Origin of the sequence: Sphingobacterium sp. UBA7038 (assembly GCF_002494055.1) — a bacterium.
GTDB lineage: Bacteria > Bacteroidota > Bacteroidia > Sphingobacteriales > Sphingobacteriaceae > Sphingobacterium > Sphingobacterium multivorum.
In genome coordinates this window covers 511,912-527,959 of the sequence record NZ_DLAV01000039.1, presented here as the reverse complement: position 1 = coordinate 527,959, position 16,048 = coordinate 511,912, and the positions used below count along the sequence as shown (strand labels likewise).

The following is a 16,048-nucleotide window of genomic DNA, read 5'->3' as shown; positions in this document are numbered from 1 at the left end:
AAAAAGAAAAGCGAATAGATCGCAAGATTGTTAACGACAACATAGATCACTAGCCTTGGGCTGCTTGAGAAATCGCTTTCCAGGTTTCCCATTCCTGGAGACGCTCTGAATAAATTTGACGGATATATGGCAGATCATTTTTACCCAAAAGGAATCGCAACGGTGGGTTTTCAGCATCTACAACAGCAAATAGCGCATCGGCAGTGGCACTAGGATTTCCCCGCTTCATCGTTTGTAAATTTTTCATCACCTGACTTTTCAAATCGTCATAATCCGGTAGCTTTTTGCTGGCTATTTTCAGTGATTCGGTGCTGCCAAATTCGGTATTGTAAGCCCCAGGTTCAATCAGCGTTACTTTGATGCCAAATGCCGCAACTTCTTTAGACAAACTATCGTAAATAGCTTCAAACGCAAATTTCGAAGAACAATAGTAGCCGATTAGGGGATTACTATAAATGCCGACAGCGCTGGATGTACCTAAAATATGGCCATGCCCTTGGGCTCGCAGTATGGGTAATGCTGCCTGAATCACATGGATAGGTCCGATAATATTTGTTTCATACATGGCTTTTACCTCATCAGTGCTACTCTCTTCAATGGTCCCCACTAAAGAATACCCTGCATTATTGAGCACAATATCCAATCTGCCAAAATACTGCTTGGCTTGGTGGATCGCATTTTGCACTTGGGAGCGATTGGTTACATCCATTTCAAGAACCAAAACCTGATCTCCATACGTTTCTTTTAACGCGGCAATACTATTTATATTACGTGCTGTAGCTGCCACCTTGTCGCCACGTTTCAAAGCGGCTTCTGTCCATATTTTTCCAAATCCTCTTGAAGATCCTGTAATGAACCAAACTTTTTCCTTTTGCCTATTTTCCATTTTTAACTAATATTAATATGAATGCAAAGTTGCCTCTAAAATTGATTTACTTACGTTGCCATAATGAGGATTATCCTAACCAAAATAAAGAACAACGGGCTACTGGAATTTAGTATCATGGTATTAGAAAATTTCTCAACATGTTTTCAAGGCTGTGAAACAGCCTTGGGATGATCTAGAAAAAACATTAGTCGTACAGCAAGATGAAGTAGCTAAGGCAATATCTGCAAAAGGCAACCCGACATATACAATAAATATCCCAGGTTCAAGATTTGCTACCATATAGTAAAAAAGGCCGGAATAGTCCGGCCCTGATATATAGTTATGATCCCAATAATGGGATAGTCGGTTTCAAAAAATGCTGGCTTGACAAAGTGTAAATCAAGCCAGCAAAAGCAATCGTCTCATTTTTCGTATTAGGAACAACCAGAATGCAGTATTCGTTTGATCTTTTATAAAAAAGCCGAGCATCTGACTTAAGCCTCTTCCCTGTTACCCAAGAGCGCACTGGTACGAAACCCTTTTAAAATCATACCCTTATGTCTTTTGAAGAACTTGTTGATATGGCTTTCGTCTGTAAATCCAAATTCATAAGCCAGCAAAGCGGATGAGCTTCAGGCTCAAAAAAAACAGTTACATGCCTGTTATTTCATGTCAGTCTATTCAAGTGGTCGCGATATGCAGAAAATAGCATCCTTATTGGAAAATGGTATTTTAAAACCGCACATTTCGCATGTTTTCGGTTTCGACGAGATGGCAAAAGCTCATCTACAAATCGAAACCGGCCGTACCGTCGGAAAGGTAGTGGTTACCTTATAAAACGGTCAGCGATGCAAAAAATCGAGATCACCATATACTATAATCCCTGCTGGTCTTTAACTGGTGGCTAATGCTAAGACTCGTCTTTGGTATTTTTCACCAGACCGATACCGGCAAAAAAGAAAATCAAAGCTAATACGCCCACTACCCCTAAATTGGTGTACGCAGTGCTTTTATTGATGAGTTCATAGCCTGTATAAATTAAACCGACAATACCAAGAATAGTCAGTATTGTTCCGAAAAAGCGTTTTACGTTCATAAATACTCGTTTAAAGTTATTGATTTTTAAAAATGAAATTTATTTATAATATTTATCCACTATACTTTTTAGGTTAATCCCTTTTCCCAATACAGGTTTAAAAATATCTCCTTCGCTCTGCATTCTTTCAATCGCGTTTAAAATATGAAAATCGCTTATTTTTAACCCTTTTTTCACTTCGTCCCAATGGAGTGGCATAGACACTGTCGCTCCTGGCTTGGGGCGGACAGAATATGCGGCTGCAATGGTCGCATGTGGCCTGTTCTGCAAAAAATCAAGATACATTTTACCTTTGCGGTCTTTTATGGACCGCTCTAGACTGGTGAATTTAGGAAGCTCATGATGGACTAGCGTGACAATTACCCGGGCAAACTCTTTAGATTGTTCGTAGGTATATTTGCCACCGAGTGGTATATAGATATGAAGCCCTGTAGAGCCACTGGTTTTGCAATAGCTAGTCGCCCCCATATCATCCAATATGCTCTTTGTGACCTGAGCAGCTTCAACAACCTGATCAAACGAATTTTTGTCCGGATCAAGGTCAATTATACAAAACGACGGATTTTCAGGCTTTTTAACCGTACTGCTCCAGGGGTTCATTTCAATGCAGCCGAGATTCGCCATATAGAGCAATGTGGCTTCGTCCTTGCCCACAAGATAATGACGGTCCTTTTCATCTGTTTCACTGTGGTAGAGATAGGTCTCTGCCCATTCCGGCGCCGTATCAGTCACGTTCTTAAAATAAAAACCTTCGCCTTCAATGCCATTTGGAAAACGGTTCATGCTCTGCGGCCTATCCTTAAGATAAGGCAATATAAATGGAGCAGCCTGATAGTAATAATTAATGAGGTCTCTTTTGGTTATTCCCTCTTTCGGCCAAAACACCTTATCTAAATTGGTAAACTTTAGTTCATGTCCATTTATCTTTTTGACCTGGGTTTTATCCGTCGGATTTAATAGCGTTTTCCGCGGCCCTTTTACTCTGGGTGTAACAATTTTATCTTCCATATCGTCTACCATTTTTTCTGTAGGAGTTTCCTCCTCAAGAATTACTTTCTTGGCACTTTTATCTTCGCGCATTCCGTCAAACGAAGGATGCCGCATAATACCGTCGCTGGTTAATTCCGCAAAGCTCACCTCACAGACAAGCTCCGGTTTAAGCCATGTCACGGTAGCATGTGGCGGATTTGGTCTGAAACGCGAGGGCTTATTGACATCAGGTTCTTCAGAAAAAGGTGCTTTGTTGATAACAAGCGGTTTAAATAGCTTCATCATTTCTTTTTGAAGCTTATCATTAAAGCCAGTACCGACTTTTCCGGTGTAGATCAATTTTTTTCCTTCATAGACGCCTACAAGAAGGCTACTAAACTGCTTACTTGAATCATCATTCAGTGTATACCCGCCTATGACCACTTCCTGTCTTTTGTTTGCTTTAATTTTAAGCCAGTCCTTAGAACGATTATGGATATGATAGGTGCTATCTTTACGCTTCGCCATAATCCCTTCCAAGCCAAGCCTTTTAGCCTCCTCCAGAAAATGTATTCCGGAAGTTTCAAAATGTTCACTGACCAGGATACTGTTGCCTTTGGGAATGATTTCTTTTAAAATTGCCTTACGCTCGAGCAATGTCAGGTCTTTCAGGTCCTGTCCCTGATACCAAAGGATATCGAAAACGTAATAAACCAGATCGCCATCCGCTTCACTCCGCCAATTTTGGAGCGAGCCAAAATTGGCCGTGCCGTTTCCACCTAAAACGACAACTTCCCCATCCAAGATGGCATCTAATTTCAGCTCCTTCAATTGATCATAGATGGGATAGAATTTTTCATTAAAGCTCTTGTCATTACGGGATTTTAGTTCCAACTCACCTTTATTCATAAAAGCTACTGCGCGATATCCATCCCACTTGACTTCATAGATCCAGCCCTCATCATCAAAGGGTTTATCGACCAAGGTAGCGAGCATAGGCTCGATATGGGAATAGAATCTTTGTTTTGGCGCATTTTTTAAAAGTGCCTGAATATTCGTTTTCTTTTTGGAAGTCGCCGTAGGAACAGCTTCAAGCTGATCATTGATTAGCTCAGATGCTTTGTTTTTTGTTGAACGCTTATCTTTTACCGTACTGTCTTTTTTGATAATATGTTTACCATAAACCTGATCGGGTGATTTTTCCATCTGTGGAATTGTCTTGCCTGAGATCACTGATTTATCTTTTGTTGTAATATCTTTCTCACTGGCATATTTATCGTCTAGTTTCATGAGCAGCCACCCGTTATCTCCACGTCCGTGGGCTTTAACAAGAGCGAACTCTCCTTTTAGCTTTTGACCATTGAGCTTAAATTTAAGCTTGCCGGAATAGAGCTGATGCAACAGGTCTTTTTCTTGTTTAGCTACTTCCTTAAGGCCACTTTCAGCTGGCTCATACGTCCCTTCATCCCAGACGATCACGGTACCGCCACCGTATTGACCTTTGGGGATCACCCCTTCAAAGTCTCGGTAATCATAGGGATGATCTTCTACCATCATAGCGAGGCGCTTAATACTAGGATCCATAGAAGGCCCTTTTGGTACTGCCCAACTTTTCAGAACACCATCCATCTCAAGACGAAAGTCGTAATGTAAATGAGAGGCATCATGTTTCTGCACAACAAAGCGTAGTTCAGTCCCACTTGGCTGTCCCCCAAACGGTTCCGGGGTTTTCTCTTCAGAACGCTTTTCACGATATTTCGATAGTCCCATAGCTATTTATTTACTTTACCCCATTTTCTCTATAACACAATAGTAGCATGAAAAAGGTTTAAAATATTTCCCTCAAAATGTTGTTCAACTGTTTATTACTATTCATCATTTTGCTTCACAATAACATCTGCTGTATTTCTACCTAATTACAGTTAGGAAAAATTTGAGCGAAAAAGAACATAATAATCTTTGGATTTGACAGCCCGGGACCTGTTCAAAGGGATTGTACAGCATCGGTTAATATAGCGTTTACTGTCAAATTCTGTAAACAATGAAGCTAATCTTCATGAATTGAATTAACTTTACAAACGACAGCAATTTATCCATCATGAAGTTAGAACTATATCAAATAGATTCCTTTACAGAAGAAATTTTCCGGGGAAACCCAGCCTGCGTGGTACCGTTAAAAGAGTGGTTACCCGATGAGACACTGTTTAAAATTACACGTGAAAATGCTGTGGCGGAAACGGCCTTTTTCATAGATAACGGTGATACAATCCATTTAAGATGGTTTACACCTGAAATTGAAATGGACCTATGTGGCCATGCAACCTTAGCGACCGTCCATTGCCTGGTTAAGCACCTAGACTATCAAAAAAGCAAAATTGTTTTTGAAACGCAAGTAGGTGAATTAACTGTTGATATAAAAGACGAAGTTTATTATATGAATTTTCCATCCAGAATGCCACAGCCTTCCGCACTGCCCGACGTTATTAAAAACTCGCTTAACATCCAACCCAAAGAGACTTATAAATCAAGAGATTATGTTTTACTATACGAATCTGAGGAAGAGGTCAGAAACATCCACATTAACAGATCCATTTTTGATCTGATTAATCTTGATCCCGGAGGTGTGGTCGTTACAGCAACAGGAAACGACAGTGATTTTGTATCTAGATACTTTACACCGCAATCAACGATCCTCGAAGATCCCGTTACTGGGTCTGCCTATTGTTCCCTTATTCCGTTTTGGGCATCAAGATTGGGCAAGGATACTCTTTTTTCCCGTCAGCTGTCTGAAAGAGAGGGGCAACTTTATTGCGAAAACAAAAACGATAGAGTGATCGTGGCCGGTAAGGCCCGTACCTATTCTCAGGGTTTCATTTGGATCGATTAACGATCATTGCTTTAGAAGTACATCGTTAAAATGCTGTAATAAGAATAAAAAAAAACAACTTTAATCCAAACAGGAAAAAGCGAAGTGATCATAGCTTGTTAACCGATTACATCATTTTAATTCACTAAATTTGTAATATGGACAATAAGGTTATAGATAAGGTCGCATTGATCAGCATTTCGGATAAAAAAGTGTTGACGGCACTTTCCAAATCAAAGTCAAAGCTCTATTTGCCAGGAGGCAAAAGAGAACCTAATGAATCTGACATAGAATGTCTGAAGCGAGAAATTAAGGAAGAACTCAACGTTGAGGTCCAAGAAGATTCGATCCGTTATTTTGAGACCTTCCAAGCCCCAGCCGATGGCAAAGAGGCTGATGTAATCGTGAAGATGACCTGCTATTTTGCGGATTATTCGGGCACACTACAGGCAGCAAGTGAAATCGATTCATTTGAATGGATAACCCTCAGTGATGTTGGCAGAACCTCTGCCGTCGTCCGACTTATATTGGGAAAATTTAAAGAACTAGACCTGATCAACTAGTGCCTACCGGAGCTGCTGCGACTTTAATGGGCTTAGGATAAATACCAAGTTGTTTGAAAGTTTGTGCATAGCTCAGTAAAACAGTGAGATAAAGACAAAAAACCTTGAGGGGGGATCTCAAGGTTTTTACTACCTGTTATTAACCTAATTTATGAAAAGTATTCTTATAACAACGGTTGATTTGCTTTCGTTTTATTTTTTGTAAAAAAAGGCGTAGTTAGCTTCTCGAACATGGTTTTACCTTCACCCCCCATGTCCCTTTAACAACGAAAAATAACATAAGCGAAAATTATATCCTGCGCGATGTTTTAATCATTCTCCGCAATAGTTTCTTGATGAATTATAGCCCCATAATGATCTCGCTTGACATATCTATATACTCCTTTCGGAAGGTCTACCTGTAGCGAATCCTTTTTAGAAAGTGACAAGTAAACTGGAATAGCTGTTTTATCCAATTGATATTCCTTTTCATGATAAATGTAAATGGCCGATGTGCCTGATTTGGTCGAATCAGTATTCGGTATACTATAGCTGCGGTTTAAATCTTTTGCTCCAATTACTATTTTATCGCTATTCAGATTATTTGATAAATACAAGTCATAACCATTCAATATCTTGCTCTCGATAACATATACCAAATCATTAACATCGTTAATAGATAAAAACTTAACTTGATTAATTGTGTAAGGGTCAATTTTGCTTAGTTTCTTAAAATATTGAGCCATACTTTTGATTTCTCCGATATCTCCTTCTTCAATATGTCCTCCGCCAGCTAATACGATAAGTTTAACTTGATTTTTTGTAACGATTTCACTTTTTCTAATCAGATTTTTAGCTTGCTGTAGATCTCTATTGATTGTGTTTTCAAAATCTTCATAGCCTATTACTTTTAAGCCGTAAATTCTTGCTGTTCTGATGAGATTCGCCATATTAGGATCCCTGGTGTAAAATCCGCTCTCAACGTTTGGAAATCCCAGCTTATTAATTCGGTCATCATCCTCGGATAGACCTTCTAAAGCAAGGACATTAAAGCCTTCTTTGTAAAGTTTTGGCAGTAAAAGATTGATTAACAAACGACAACGTGTTTGTAAATGATTCTCATTAAACATAACCACTCGATGTTCCTTAATTTTCTCTACCAGTTGGTCAATGGTAATAGCAGTTTTTTCGACTGACTGTTGTTCTTGTTTAGTTTCGTTATCATATTGAACACTTTCACCAAGAAACGAACGATATGATTTTAATAGCTCGTTGGCAAATTGGCTATCTTCATTTTGCAGAACAAGTTTTTCCAGCGTATCTCTTGTAGACAAATAATTCGCATATCCATTATCTTTAAAAATTGATTCAGCTATATTATAATAATCTGGTTCTTGAACGGGCTTCTGCTCGACAAATTTCTCTCCGTAAGCCAAGGAATTGTAGGACGTTTTTATGCCATTTAAAACATCTTTAACACTTTCTTGCATATCGGTGATTTCCGTCCTAACTTCACTGACCAAAAGAAATGAATCTCTGTGGTATGGGATCGCTACACGACTTATTATATTATCTCTATTTTTCTGGATACTACGATAATAAACACATTTATACATAGACGTATCTGCAGTGAACTTTGAGACATCTAAAGAAGTTTCCAAACTGCCGACAAAATACATTGGATTTCTTGTCACATCATATGTACCCCAAAAAACAATATTTTTTGATGGAAATTTTATCTTTCTTTTTCGAAAAATAGACCTGACATCTTTTAAATCTAGATACTTAGATCCAAAGTTTGCGTTCCCATAGAAGTCAATCTTTAGTCCTAAAGAATCATTTGTCAATTGATTCATTGCCCCTGGAGAAACCTTATTTAAGTTAGCTATTGGTATATTTACTGTTGTGCAGCTCGAAAGAAAAAAAAAGAATACCAAAATCTTACAGTGTATACTAAGCTTGGTATGGATCATAATGATAAGATTTTGGTTTAAATATCTATTAGCTATGTTTTGAATGAAGCATTACCTCCCTCTTAATCTTTCAAAGCGTTTCACTCTAATATAATAAAACACACTAATAAAGAAAGTATTTTTTTAAAACAGAATAAAAAGACAATGTATTGCTATTATAATAAATGTATTAAAAAAATCTATAAAAATCTGGACGATCGTTTAACCTCTATTTTGTTAAGCGATCGCCATACCATACTTTTTTTTGGAAAGCTATCGAACGATTGAAATTAAATTTTAAACAAGTAATTCAAAATTTAAATTAAATACTTCCCTTTGTTTTTACACAATAATTATTGATCTTAATCATAATATTTTGACGGAAAAAAAGATATGGATTGGATTACACGTGAAAGACCAAAGATCGATAGGATTGCTTGTCCATGGCTGATAAAGCGTTTTATAAATCCGGACGCAAAAATAATATATGCCCCCTAGATACGGTCTTTGAAATTGCTAAACAAACGAACGCCATTCCGTTTGATATTCCTGGTGTAGAATACAGTCATTATGCAGACGAGTGTACATTTGACTATTTCCTTAAAAAACATGAATTAAACGATCCGGCATTAAAACGAATTGCTGCAATTGTTCGTAGTGCGGACACGGATAGACATGATTTAATGCCACAATCTTCAGGTCTCGAGGCGATTTTTTCAGGTCTAGCTTACAATATCAAGGACGACAATCAGCTTTTGGAGATCGGAATGGTCATTTATGACGGCCTTTATAGCTGGGCTCAACACCTCTACCGACTGAAACATAGCAATGAAGGGCCAACTGAGGTTTTGCTCCTTAAAATCTATCATGAACATTTAAATGATAAGCAAAAAGAAAAATCTCCGGAATGGACTGCATTATTGCGGGAAATGATACAGGATCAAATCGATACAAATACAACATTAAGCTTAAATCAACTTTCCGAAGAACTGGATATTAGTTCAAGCTATTTGTCACGCGAATTCTCAAAATATTTTGAAAACTTAAATTATGGTGAGTACATCCGTAAAAAAAGAATAGAAAAAGCCATTGAACTTATGTCTGACCGCTCAATTTCCCTTACTGACATTGCCTATCTCACAGGTTTTTCTGATCAAAGTCATTTCACGCGCATTTTTAAAAAATTTACAGGAAGTAATCCTTCAGAATATAGGAGGAAATCTTTTAAAAAGTAAGGAATATACAAAATAGTAAAATTTATTCTATTTTGAGATGTTACGTATTAGTTATACTTGCTTTTATAAAGCAGATATTATGAAACTAAACCGATACCACTCCTCTTACCATAAAACTTTTTGTGCAGCGATCATTATTATACTCTTATCATCATTACATTTAAGAGCCCAACAACCGAGCAAACTAGTTGCTTATGTTGGTATAGTAAACCCCATTGTTTCCCTATCATCTGGTACGATAACGCCAAATTTTAAAGATAGCTATCAGGTAGGTATGCCGACAGGTATTAATATACTTAGAGAAGGACACTTGGGATTTTCACTGGAAATGGTTCCCTACATTAAAATAGCATCCGGGAACAGCAAAATGAGCAATTTCTTGTTCCATCCGGGCGTATTATTTCCCATCGGAAAGGAATTCACATTTATCGCTAGGGCTGCATTTGAAACTTCCGGACGATATGGGCTTACACCGGTATTAAGCAAGGTCATAACACATGGTCAGGCTGGAAAACTTTTTCTAGCAACTCCCTTCCCAGTCCGATTTGGCAATGAACAAAAAATTTCTATTGCTGCTGCTTTTCAATTCGGATATATATTCTAAATCGAATCGTGATCGATTAAAATTCCCAAATGAACAACAATAGTGGTGTTCATTTGTTGCAAGGGATAGTTTATTGTTTATACGTAGTAATATTTTCAAAATATAATAGATCAGGATGAAAAATTTTAGAAACTTAACGTCACGCAGAACGCTATTGAAAATGGGATTGCTCCTAACAGGCAGCGGACTAGTTGGTCTTAAAACAGTTCGTGCGTTTTCTACGACCACGTCGAATACGCCTGATCTCACCGAGGCTGAAATCCAAGGAATTGAAAAAGCTTTAGGAAAGAAAGGAAAATATAACGCAAAAGAAGTTACACATAATACCAGTTTTCCCCGTAATGATCTAGCTGTGACCGTCAAAGGTAAGGATGTTTCTATATCTTTTGGCTTTGGAGGATGGGCTGCGATAAAGAGGACCATGGATGGAAAGAGTGCTGTGCTTATGAGTGATTGTGTTCTACTTCAGGAAGAAGTAAATCCCCTTATTACTGCTGCCCTTGAATCAGGTCTGGAAGTTGGGGCAATCCATAATCATTTCTTTTATGAAGAACCCCGAATCTTTTATATGCACATCCACGGTATGGGGGAACCAGTCGAATTGGCTCAGAAATACGCAACAGCTATCTCAAACACTAAAATAGCTGTTGGAAATCAACCAGCACCACTGAATCAAAAACAAGATCCAGGGGATAAGATATTTAATGTTACCGAATTAAATAACATTATCGGTCATGAGGCCGCGATAAACGGCTCAACAATCAAATATACCGTAGGACGATCCGATTTAAAAATTATGGCAATGGGAGCCGAAATGACATCATCGATCGGTTTAAACAGTTGGGCGTCATTTACCGGATCCGAAAACGAAGCCTATATTGCTGGTGACATCGCAATGTTAGACCATGAGGTCAATCAAGTTATCAGTACTTTAAGGAAACACCATATCGAAATTGTAGCAATCCACAACCATATGCTTGGAGATGATCCACACATGATCTTTCTTCATTACTTTGGAGTCGGTCCTTCTAGGGAGCTGGCACTAGCTTTCAGAGATGCACTTCTTGTACTCGGCAAAAAATCGCATTGGCATAATCATTAATCGAATTAATTGATCTATTCGCTCCAATAAGACTTTATTAAACTGATCTAGAATCTTAACCAATACGATGACAACTGAATTATTTGAATTTGAAATTTTAAAGGCTAGCAGAATCAGGTTATTACAAGTAATGGAAACAGTTGATAATACCATATTATTTAAAATTCCAGAGACCTTTAACAATAATATCGTCTGGCAAATTGGCCACTGTATCACTTCTCAGCAGCGGCATATGTACATGCGTAGTGGACTACCAATGCATATATCGCAGGAATTTATGGAAGCATTCAAAATTGGAACGGCACCACATACGTGGAAAAATACGCCAGACATTGATGAAATAAAACATCTATTGCTTTATACAGTAAACCAACTTAGTAAAGATTTAACATCAGGTATATTTGTTGAATACCAATCGTTCAGCTTACCAATTGGCTTCTCCATCAATAATCATATCCAAGCGCTTCAAGCCGCTAACTTTCACGAAGCCGAGCACAGCGGAATAATATTAAGTTACTTAAAACTTCTAAGGCAATAAGATTTTTCCAGTCTTTCTTTGGGACAGTTATGACAGTGGATACGATATCTTGATATGGCTTCAAGGCCAATCGATATTGAATCTACGAAGATATCCATTTTCAGGATGTTAATCTTTAGATAATCATCGCAAAAACTGGATTTCAAAAAAGAGTTTTATACTGTCTATTCATTTGTAATTCCCTACTTGACGAGTCTGTACTGGAAGTTTACGAATTAAACCACGATACACATTTGGCCGCAAATTGCTCAAACTTTCGATCCGTATTTCGCATGACCGGGCCATGACCAAAGCATATCATAGAAGGATTTAATCCTGCTAACTTTTGGAGCGATCTGATGTTTTGCTGTTGATCCGACGTGAATATTTTTGGAGGGAGCCCTAGGCCAGGCACTGTAGTGAGCAGGTTCATATTTGTAGCAGCATCCCCGATTATCAATACACCATCCCGCTCACGGAATAAAGAAATATGACCGGCTGAATGGCCTGGAGTTTCTATGACCCGAAAGTTTCCAATGCTATCATTTTCAACGAGTGTACCATCGACTTTGTGGCCCTGCCCCGCCCAGTATTTTTGTTGAAGTTTTGCTAACCAATGTTTGGGATTTGGATAGTCATTAGTTACCATACCTGTTTCAGTCCTAAAAATTTCATTTTCATGGCAAAGTAAAGGTATTTCAAATTCATCACATAGTTGATCACTACAGCCCTGATGGTCTGCATGGGCATGCGTAAGCACATGTTGATGGACGGGTATTTTCTGAAGGGCTCCCTTCACCGTATTATATGAACTGCGTATCCCACAATCAACCAACACACCCTCTACTATATAGCAGTTGATACTATTTCGTGGCATCAATGGTACATGAAAAACTTCTTGGGCAATTTGATGTAACATAGCTTTTTTTTGCAAAACTATGGCACTCTATAGAAATAAATAAGGACATTTGTCCTATAATACTTTGGCGCGATGTATTTGTCCCTTCGCTCTTGTAAGAGATCGCTGCGTGATGCCCAGATATGAGGCGAGGTCTTGTGTCGCTATGCGCTGAATGAGCTTTGGTTCATTCGAAAGGACATGATGATATTTATCGAGCGCTGACTTATTATTGTAATTCAGGAGGTATTGTTCCTTTTGGATATATTCCCGTTCCATCACAGCTTGTATAACCTTGTTCCAAGAAGTCACTCGACCAAGCAGATATTGATAGTCAGCATAGTTTATCCGATGAATTATACTATCTTCTACAGCCCTGATACTCCTTCTGGATTTTTCCTGAGCGACAAACTCTGGGTTAATGACGGCAATGCTTTTAACCTGCGTTTCCTCGCTTGCTGCCAAGACCGGTAATTTGGCCTGCGCGCTCATGAGTTCTGCTGACGCAGCATCTCTCTTTAACCCGTACTCGTCCTGTTCGATCACTACAAGGGTATCGCCTTTTTTTACCTGCTGATTGTCCTTATAATATATTTTACGGATATAACCCCCTACTTTTACGTTTATCGGGGAAAGATAGGCATCAATCTGAGCGTCGTTGGTCTGTTCATAGCGATATCCTTCGAAGAAATAAACAGCTGCCCAAATAATAATTCCCACGAATAATGTGATACCGAGCCATTTGGTTAGGTCTACAACAATTTTATCTGTTTTATTTTTGTTCATGATATTTGTATTAAAGAATTCCGATAATTGCCAATAGCCTGATATGCTTAAGTTTAACGTTTGTTTGTGCTGTTGTCAGATTAAATTTAGCTTCCAACAAAGCATTTTCGGCTTCCAGAAGATCGGTCAGAAGGGATTCCTGGTTTAAGTAGCTACTTCTGATAACACGAGCAGTTTCGGCGGTTTTAATGATATTTTGCTCTGCTGTTTCCATGCTTTCCAAGGCCTGTTTTTGCTGTAAATAAGCCTCTTTTACCTCAAGGTAGATCTCCTCTTTTTTAATATTTGCTTTTTCTCTTGCCTCATTACTGATCACTTGAGCATGAGCGATGGAATGCTTGCTTTTGTATAGATTATCAATAGGAAACTGGACTTTGATCCCGGTCTGACCAAATCCCCATAAATCATTCGAATATGGATAAAATGAAATCTGCGGATAGGTGTAATTGTAAGTTGAATACAAGGAGATTTTGGGTAACAGCGTCGCTTTTACCTGCTTGATGATCATTTCACTCAATTTGACAGCGCCATAGGCTATCTTGTATTCCGGCGATTTGTTAAATGCGATGTCTAGATAATCCTCATAACCACCTTGAGTGATAACCTTTAACTCGATTGTATCTTGGTATTTTATTGCAAGCTCAGCATCATTTTCTTTCCCCATCAGGATATTGAGCCGTTGTTTAGCGATTTCAATCTTCTTCGCGATATCAGAAAGGCTGAGTTCCAGTTGCGCTAATTTCACGGAGGTTCTTAATACATCGCTCTTTAGCACGGTGCCATTTTTATGCAAGCTTGCTACCAGTGTCAATTGTTTTTTTTCGGCTTCAATTTCTGCCGCAAGAAAATCCTGAAAATGCAGAAACTTATACAGATCAAAGTAAACAGCTGCAACATTGTATTTTATGTTGTGTTTTTGCAGATCGACTTCATATTGTGTACGTATCGCTTCTTCCTTTTTCATGGCGATGTTTCTTTTGTCCTTACCACCATTGTAAAGATTGACGTTCAGGTTGTAACCCACGCTGTAACCATAACCTTTTACCGGCACATCCTGTGGAGAAGAGAATAATCCATTGTCATAAATCAGGAATTTGGAATTGAGTTTTGCATCTCCGCCAACAAAAAGCTCAGGCAACAAACGATCTTTCGCTTCCAATATTTCCAAATTGCTCTGCTGAAGATGTAGATCGGATAGTTTCAGTTGACGGTTATTTGTTTCGGCTACTTTCCAAATTTCTTCCAAGCTTAATACCAGCTCATTAGCTATATTTTGGGCATAGAGTGATTGTACAAATAGGGTTAACAATAAGCTCAAAATCGGGACTATTTTATATTGTTTCATCGGTTTTGTTTATATATTTCTTTCTTTTTACTAGCCATGGTTTTACAATCTTTTTCAATTCATCAAAAGCAAAAGTTAAATCTACCATTGCCATAAAAGCATGGTTATACCCATAAGCAAACCAGAAAATATGTGCACTGTCAATTCCTTCATCTGAATGATGTAATTTATTAGCAGACTTTTGGTCTTGTGTTTCAAGTTGAAGATCTTTGCGCGATGTTATGATTTTATGTTTCATAATGACTTTACTATTATTACATAGCAAAAGTATCCAGCATGGCGAAGTATCATTTTATATAATTAGCCTAATATTTGTTAAATTTGGCCATATGGAAATTCTGAGCCAAATCATACATATTGTTGATCAAAATCCTGATTCTATCCTGGTGATGCGACAGCAGACGGAACAACGTTTGCCTGCCCACCAGCACAAGAAAGCTCAGTTGTTATTGGTTTATGGCGGGATTGCTTACCTGCAGACTGACGAAAAGGATTTCTATATTCCCTCAAATCATTATATCTGGATACCAAAAAATTATCGGCACAACCTGATGTTCAACACCCAGGACCTGTCTATTATCAATATTTATTTTCCGGAGGAAAGTGTTGGTAATTTTTATGAGGAGTTGGGGATTTATCCGGTGAGTAAGCTGCTGGCAGAGATGCTTTCTTTTAGTGAGAAGTGGCAAGGTAATTATTACAAAGGTTCGTGGGAGTTTGAATTTTTAATCACGCTTAAAGGTGTATTATCAAAAGAAAATCTCAAAAAATTCTCCATACAACTTCCTACAACTGACGATCAAAGGCTAAATACCATAATTGAGAGTTTTAGAAATCGACTAAATGAAAATCTAAGCTTAGCTTTTATTGCTCAGCAATCGGGAATGAGTGTTCGTAGTTTGACCAGATTATTCCAAACCAAACTGCACATTACATTTGTTCAGTATTTAAAAATGCTACGGATTATTAAGGCAATGGAATTAATCAACGATACAGATTTGAATATGACCGAGATTGCGTATGATATTGGCTATTCAAATATAGCGGCTTTTAGCAATAACTTTTATCTGCTTACAAACATGAGACCTACGGAGTTTAAAATGAAGTAAGGAATAAAACTTTACAGTCCGCCTGTACTCGCTTTGATCTGCGCATTATGGTCAGAACTCTGTCATAGTTCAATACCGATAGGCCCATATCAACTGCATTCGCCCCCTAATCCCTGAAAACTAATGGAGTAACTTTAGTTAAGCGAAATTCTTGATCCA

16 protein-coding genes and 1 pseudogene are annotated in these 16,048 nt (G+C 38.2%); 9 read left to right on the top strand and 8 right to left on the bottom strand.

Annotated features, from left to right (window positions below; genetic code table 11):
- Positions 1-49: 49 nt before the first annotated feature.
- Positions 50-886, bottom strand: coding sequence for an SDR family NAD(P)-dependent oxidoreductase (locus tag B3H30_RS23830; RefSeq protein WP_070568468.1), 837 nt, complete (start codon positions 884-886; stop codon positions 50-52).
- A gap of 639 nt (positions 887-1,525) precedes the next feature.
- On the opposite strand from B3H30_RS23830, the pseudogene B3H30_RS23825 reads away from it, so the two are divergent.
- A pseudogene (locus B3H30_RS23825) lies at positions 1,526-1,705 on the top strand (zinc-binding dehydrogenase); the annotation flags it as partial.
- A 73-nt stretch (positions 1,706-1,778) separates the two neighbouring features.
- On the opposite strand, the gene B3H30_RS23820 reads toward B3H30_RS23825, so the two are convergent.
- The gene (locus B3H30_RS23820; protein WP_046675983.1) at positions 1,779-1,964 is read right to left on the bottom strand and encodes a hypothetical protein; all 186 of its coding nucleotides are present in this window, start codon (positions 1,962-1,964) and stop codon (positions 1,779-1,781) included.
- Positions 1,965-2,003: 39 nt separating this feature from the next.
- Positions 2,004-4,703, bottom strand: coding sequence for a DNA ligase D (gene ligD / locus B3H30_RS23815; RefSeq protein ID WP_070568470.1), 2,700 nt, complete (start codon positions 4,701-4,703; stop codon positions 2,004-2,006).
- 328 nt (positions 4,704-5,031) lie between these two features.
- Here ligD and B3H30_RS23810 point away from each other — a divergent pair, with 328 nt between their 5' ends.
- Together B3H30_RS23810 and B3H30_RS23805 are read left to right on the top strand one after the other, a co-directional pair.
- A complete protein-coding gene (locus B3H30_RS23810) occupies positions 5,032-5,820 on the top strand; it encodes a PhzF family phenazine biosynthesis protein (RefSeq protein WP_070568473.1) in 789 nt (262 codons plus the stop codon).
- 137 nt (positions 5,821-5,957) lie between these two features.
- On the top strand, positions 5,958-6,362 hold the full coding sequence (locus B3H30_RS23805; RefSeq protein ID WP_286834904.1) for an NUDIX hydrolase: 405 nt from the start codon (positions 5,958-5,960) through the stop codon (positions 6,360-6,362).
- A 308-nt stretch (positions 6,363-6,670) separates the two neighbouring features.
- Here B3H30_RS23805 and B3H30_RS23800 read toward each other — a convergent pair whose 3' ends face one another.
- Positions 6,671-8,314 carry a hypothetical protein gene (locus tag B3H30_RS23800; RefSeq protein WP_286834903.1) on the bottom strand — a complete coding sequence of 548 codons (1,644 nt, stop codon included), beginning with the start codon at positions 8,312-8,314 and terminating at the stop codon, positions 6,671-6,673.
- A 372-nt stretch (positions 8,315-8,686) separates the two neighbouring features.
- Between B3H30_RS23800 and B3H30_RS23795 the strand changes: the two genes are divergently transcribed.
- The 5 genes from B3H30_RS23795 (at position 8,687) to B3H30_RS23775 (ending at position 11,772) form a co-directional block, all read left to right on the top strand.
- The gene (locus B3H30_RS23795; RefSeq protein WP_254667751.1) at positions 8,687-8,791 is read left to right on the top strand and encodes a chromate resistance protein ChrB domain-containing protein; all 105 of its coding nucleotides are present in this window, start codon (positions 8,687-8,689) and stop codon (positions 8,789-8,791) included.
- Entirely contained in the window at positions 8,779-9,528 is a 750-nt protein-coding gene (locus tag B3H30_RS23790; protein ID WP_286834966.1) for a chromate resistance protein ChrB domain-containing protein, read from the top strand. Before B3H30_RS23795 ends, B3H30_RS23790 begins: the two co-directional genes overlap by 13 nt.
- Before the next feature lie 79 nt (positions 9,529-9,607).
- Positions 9,608-10,132: a hypothetical protein gene (locus tag B3H30_RS23785; protein ID WP_070568796.1), complete on the top strand. Its 525-nt coding sequence runs from the start codon at positions 9,608-9,610 to the stop codon at positions 10,130-10,132.
- A 115-nt stretch (positions 10,133-10,247) separates the two neighbouring features.
- Entirely contained in the window at positions 10,248-11,234 is a 987-nt protein-coding gene (locus B3H30_RS23780; protein ID WP_070568479.1) for a DUF1259 domain-containing protein, read from the top strand.
- A gap of 67 nt (positions 11,235-11,301) precedes the next feature.
- Positions 11,302-11,772: a DinB family protein gene (locus B3H30_RS23775; protein WP_070568482.1), complete on the top strand. Its 471-nt coding sequence runs from the start codon at positions 11,302-11,304 to the stop codon at positions 11,770-11,772.
- 208 nt (positions 11,773-11,980) lie between these two features.
- Here the strand turns inward: B3H30_RS23775 and B3H30_RS23770 are convergent, their stop codons facing one another.
- The 4 genes from B3H30_RS23770 to B3H30_RS23755 are packed head-to-tail and all read right to left on the bottom strand — an operon-like array spanning position 11,981 to position 15,018.
- Entirely contained in the window at positions 11,981-12,670 is a 690-nt protein-coding gene (locus B3H30_RS23770; protein ID WP_070568485.1) for an MBL fold metallo-hydrolase, read from the bottom strand.
- Between the two features lie 54 nt (positions 12,671-12,724).
- The gene (locus tag B3H30_RS23765; RefSeq protein ID WP_286774918.1) at positions 12,725-13,435 is read right to left on the bottom strand and encodes a biotin/lipoyl-binding protein; all 711 of its coding nucleotides are present in this window, start codon (positions 13,433-13,435) and stop codon (positions 12,725-12,727) included.
- A 10-nt stretch (positions 13,436-13,445) separates the two neighbouring features.
- Positions 13,446-14,780 (bottom strand): TolC family protein, encoded by a 1,335-nt coding sequence (locus B3H30_RS23760; RefSeq protein WP_286774919.1) that lies wholly within the window; start codon positions 14,778-14,780, stop codon positions 13,446-13,448.
- Positions 14,767-15,018, bottom strand: a complete 252-nt coding sequence (locus B3H30_RS23755) for a hypothetical protein (protein WP_070568493.1) — start codon at positions 15,016-15,018, stop codon at positions 14,767-14,769. Before B3H30_RS23755 ends, B3H30_RS23760 begins: the two co-directional genes overlap by 14 nt.
- A gap of 91 nt (positions 15,019-15,109) precedes the next feature.
- On the opposite strand from B3H30_RS23755, the gene B3H30_RS23750 reads away from it, so the two are divergent.
- Positions 15,110-15,889, top strand: coding sequence for an AraC family transcriptional regulator (locus tag B3H30_RS23750; RefSeq protein ID WP_070568799.1), 780 nt, complete (start codon positions 15,110-15,112; stop codon positions 15,887-15,889).
- Positions 15,890-16,048 lie beyond the last annotated feature (159 nt).

Coding starts and splice junctions, on each gene's coding strand:
- B3H30_RS23765 (WP_286774918.1), bottom strand. CDS start 13,435: ATGAACAAAAATAAAACAGATAAAATTGTTGTAGACCTAACCAAATGG.
- B3H30_RS23770 (WP_070568485.1), bottom strand. CDS start 12,670: ATGTTACATCAAATTGCCCAAGAAGTTTTTCATGTACCATTGATGCCA.
- B3H30_RS23795 (WP_254667751.1), top strand. CDS start 8,687: ATGGATTGGATTACACGTGAAAGACCAAAGATCGATAGGATTGCTTGT.
- B3H30_RS23755 (WP_070568493.1), bottom strand. CDS start 15,018: ATGAAACATAAAATCATAACATCGCGCAAAGATCTTCAACTTGAAACA.
- B3H30_RS23810 (WP_070568473.1), top strand. CDS start 5,032: ATGAAGTTAGAACTATATCAAATAGATTCCTTTACAGAAGAAATTTTC.
- B3H30_RS23820 (WP_046675983.1), bottom strand. CDS start 1,964: ATGAACGTAAAACGCTTTTTCGGAACAATACTGACTATTCTTGGTATT.
- B3H30_RS23830 (WP_070568468.1), bottom strand. CDS start 886: ATGGAAAATAGGCAAAAGGAAAAAGTTTGGTTCATTACAGGATCTTCA.
- B3H30_RS23750 (WP_070568799.1), top strand. CDS start 15,110: ATGGAAATTCTGAGCCAAATCATACATATTGTTGATCAAAATCCTGAT.
- B3H30_RS23785 (WP_070568796.1), top strand. CDS start 9,608: ATGAAACTAAACCGATACCACTCCTCTTACCATAAAACTTTTTGTGCA.
- B3H30_RS23780 (WP_070568479.1), top strand. CDS start 10,248: ATGAAAAATTTTAGAAACTTAACGTCACGCAGAACGCTATTGAAAATG.
- B3H30_RS23800 (WP_286834903.1), bottom strand. CDS start 8,314: ATGATCCATACCAAGCTTAGTATACACTGTAAGATTTTGGTATTCTTT.
- B3H30_RS23760 (WP_286774919.1), bottom strand. CDS start 14,780: ATGAAACAATATAAAATAGTCCCGATTTTGAGCTTATTGTTAACCCTA.
- B3H30_RS23775 (WP_070568482.1), top strand. CDS start 11,302: ATGACAACTGAATTATTTGAATTTGAAATTTTAAAGGCTAGCAGAATC.
- B3H30_RS23805 (WP_286834904.1), top strand. CDS start 5,958: ATGGACAATAAGGTTATAGATAAGGTCGCATTGATCAGCATTTCGGAT.
- ligD (WP_070568470.1), bottom strand. CDS start 4,703: ATGGGACTATCGAAATATCGTGAAAAGCGTTCTGAAGAGAAAACCCCG.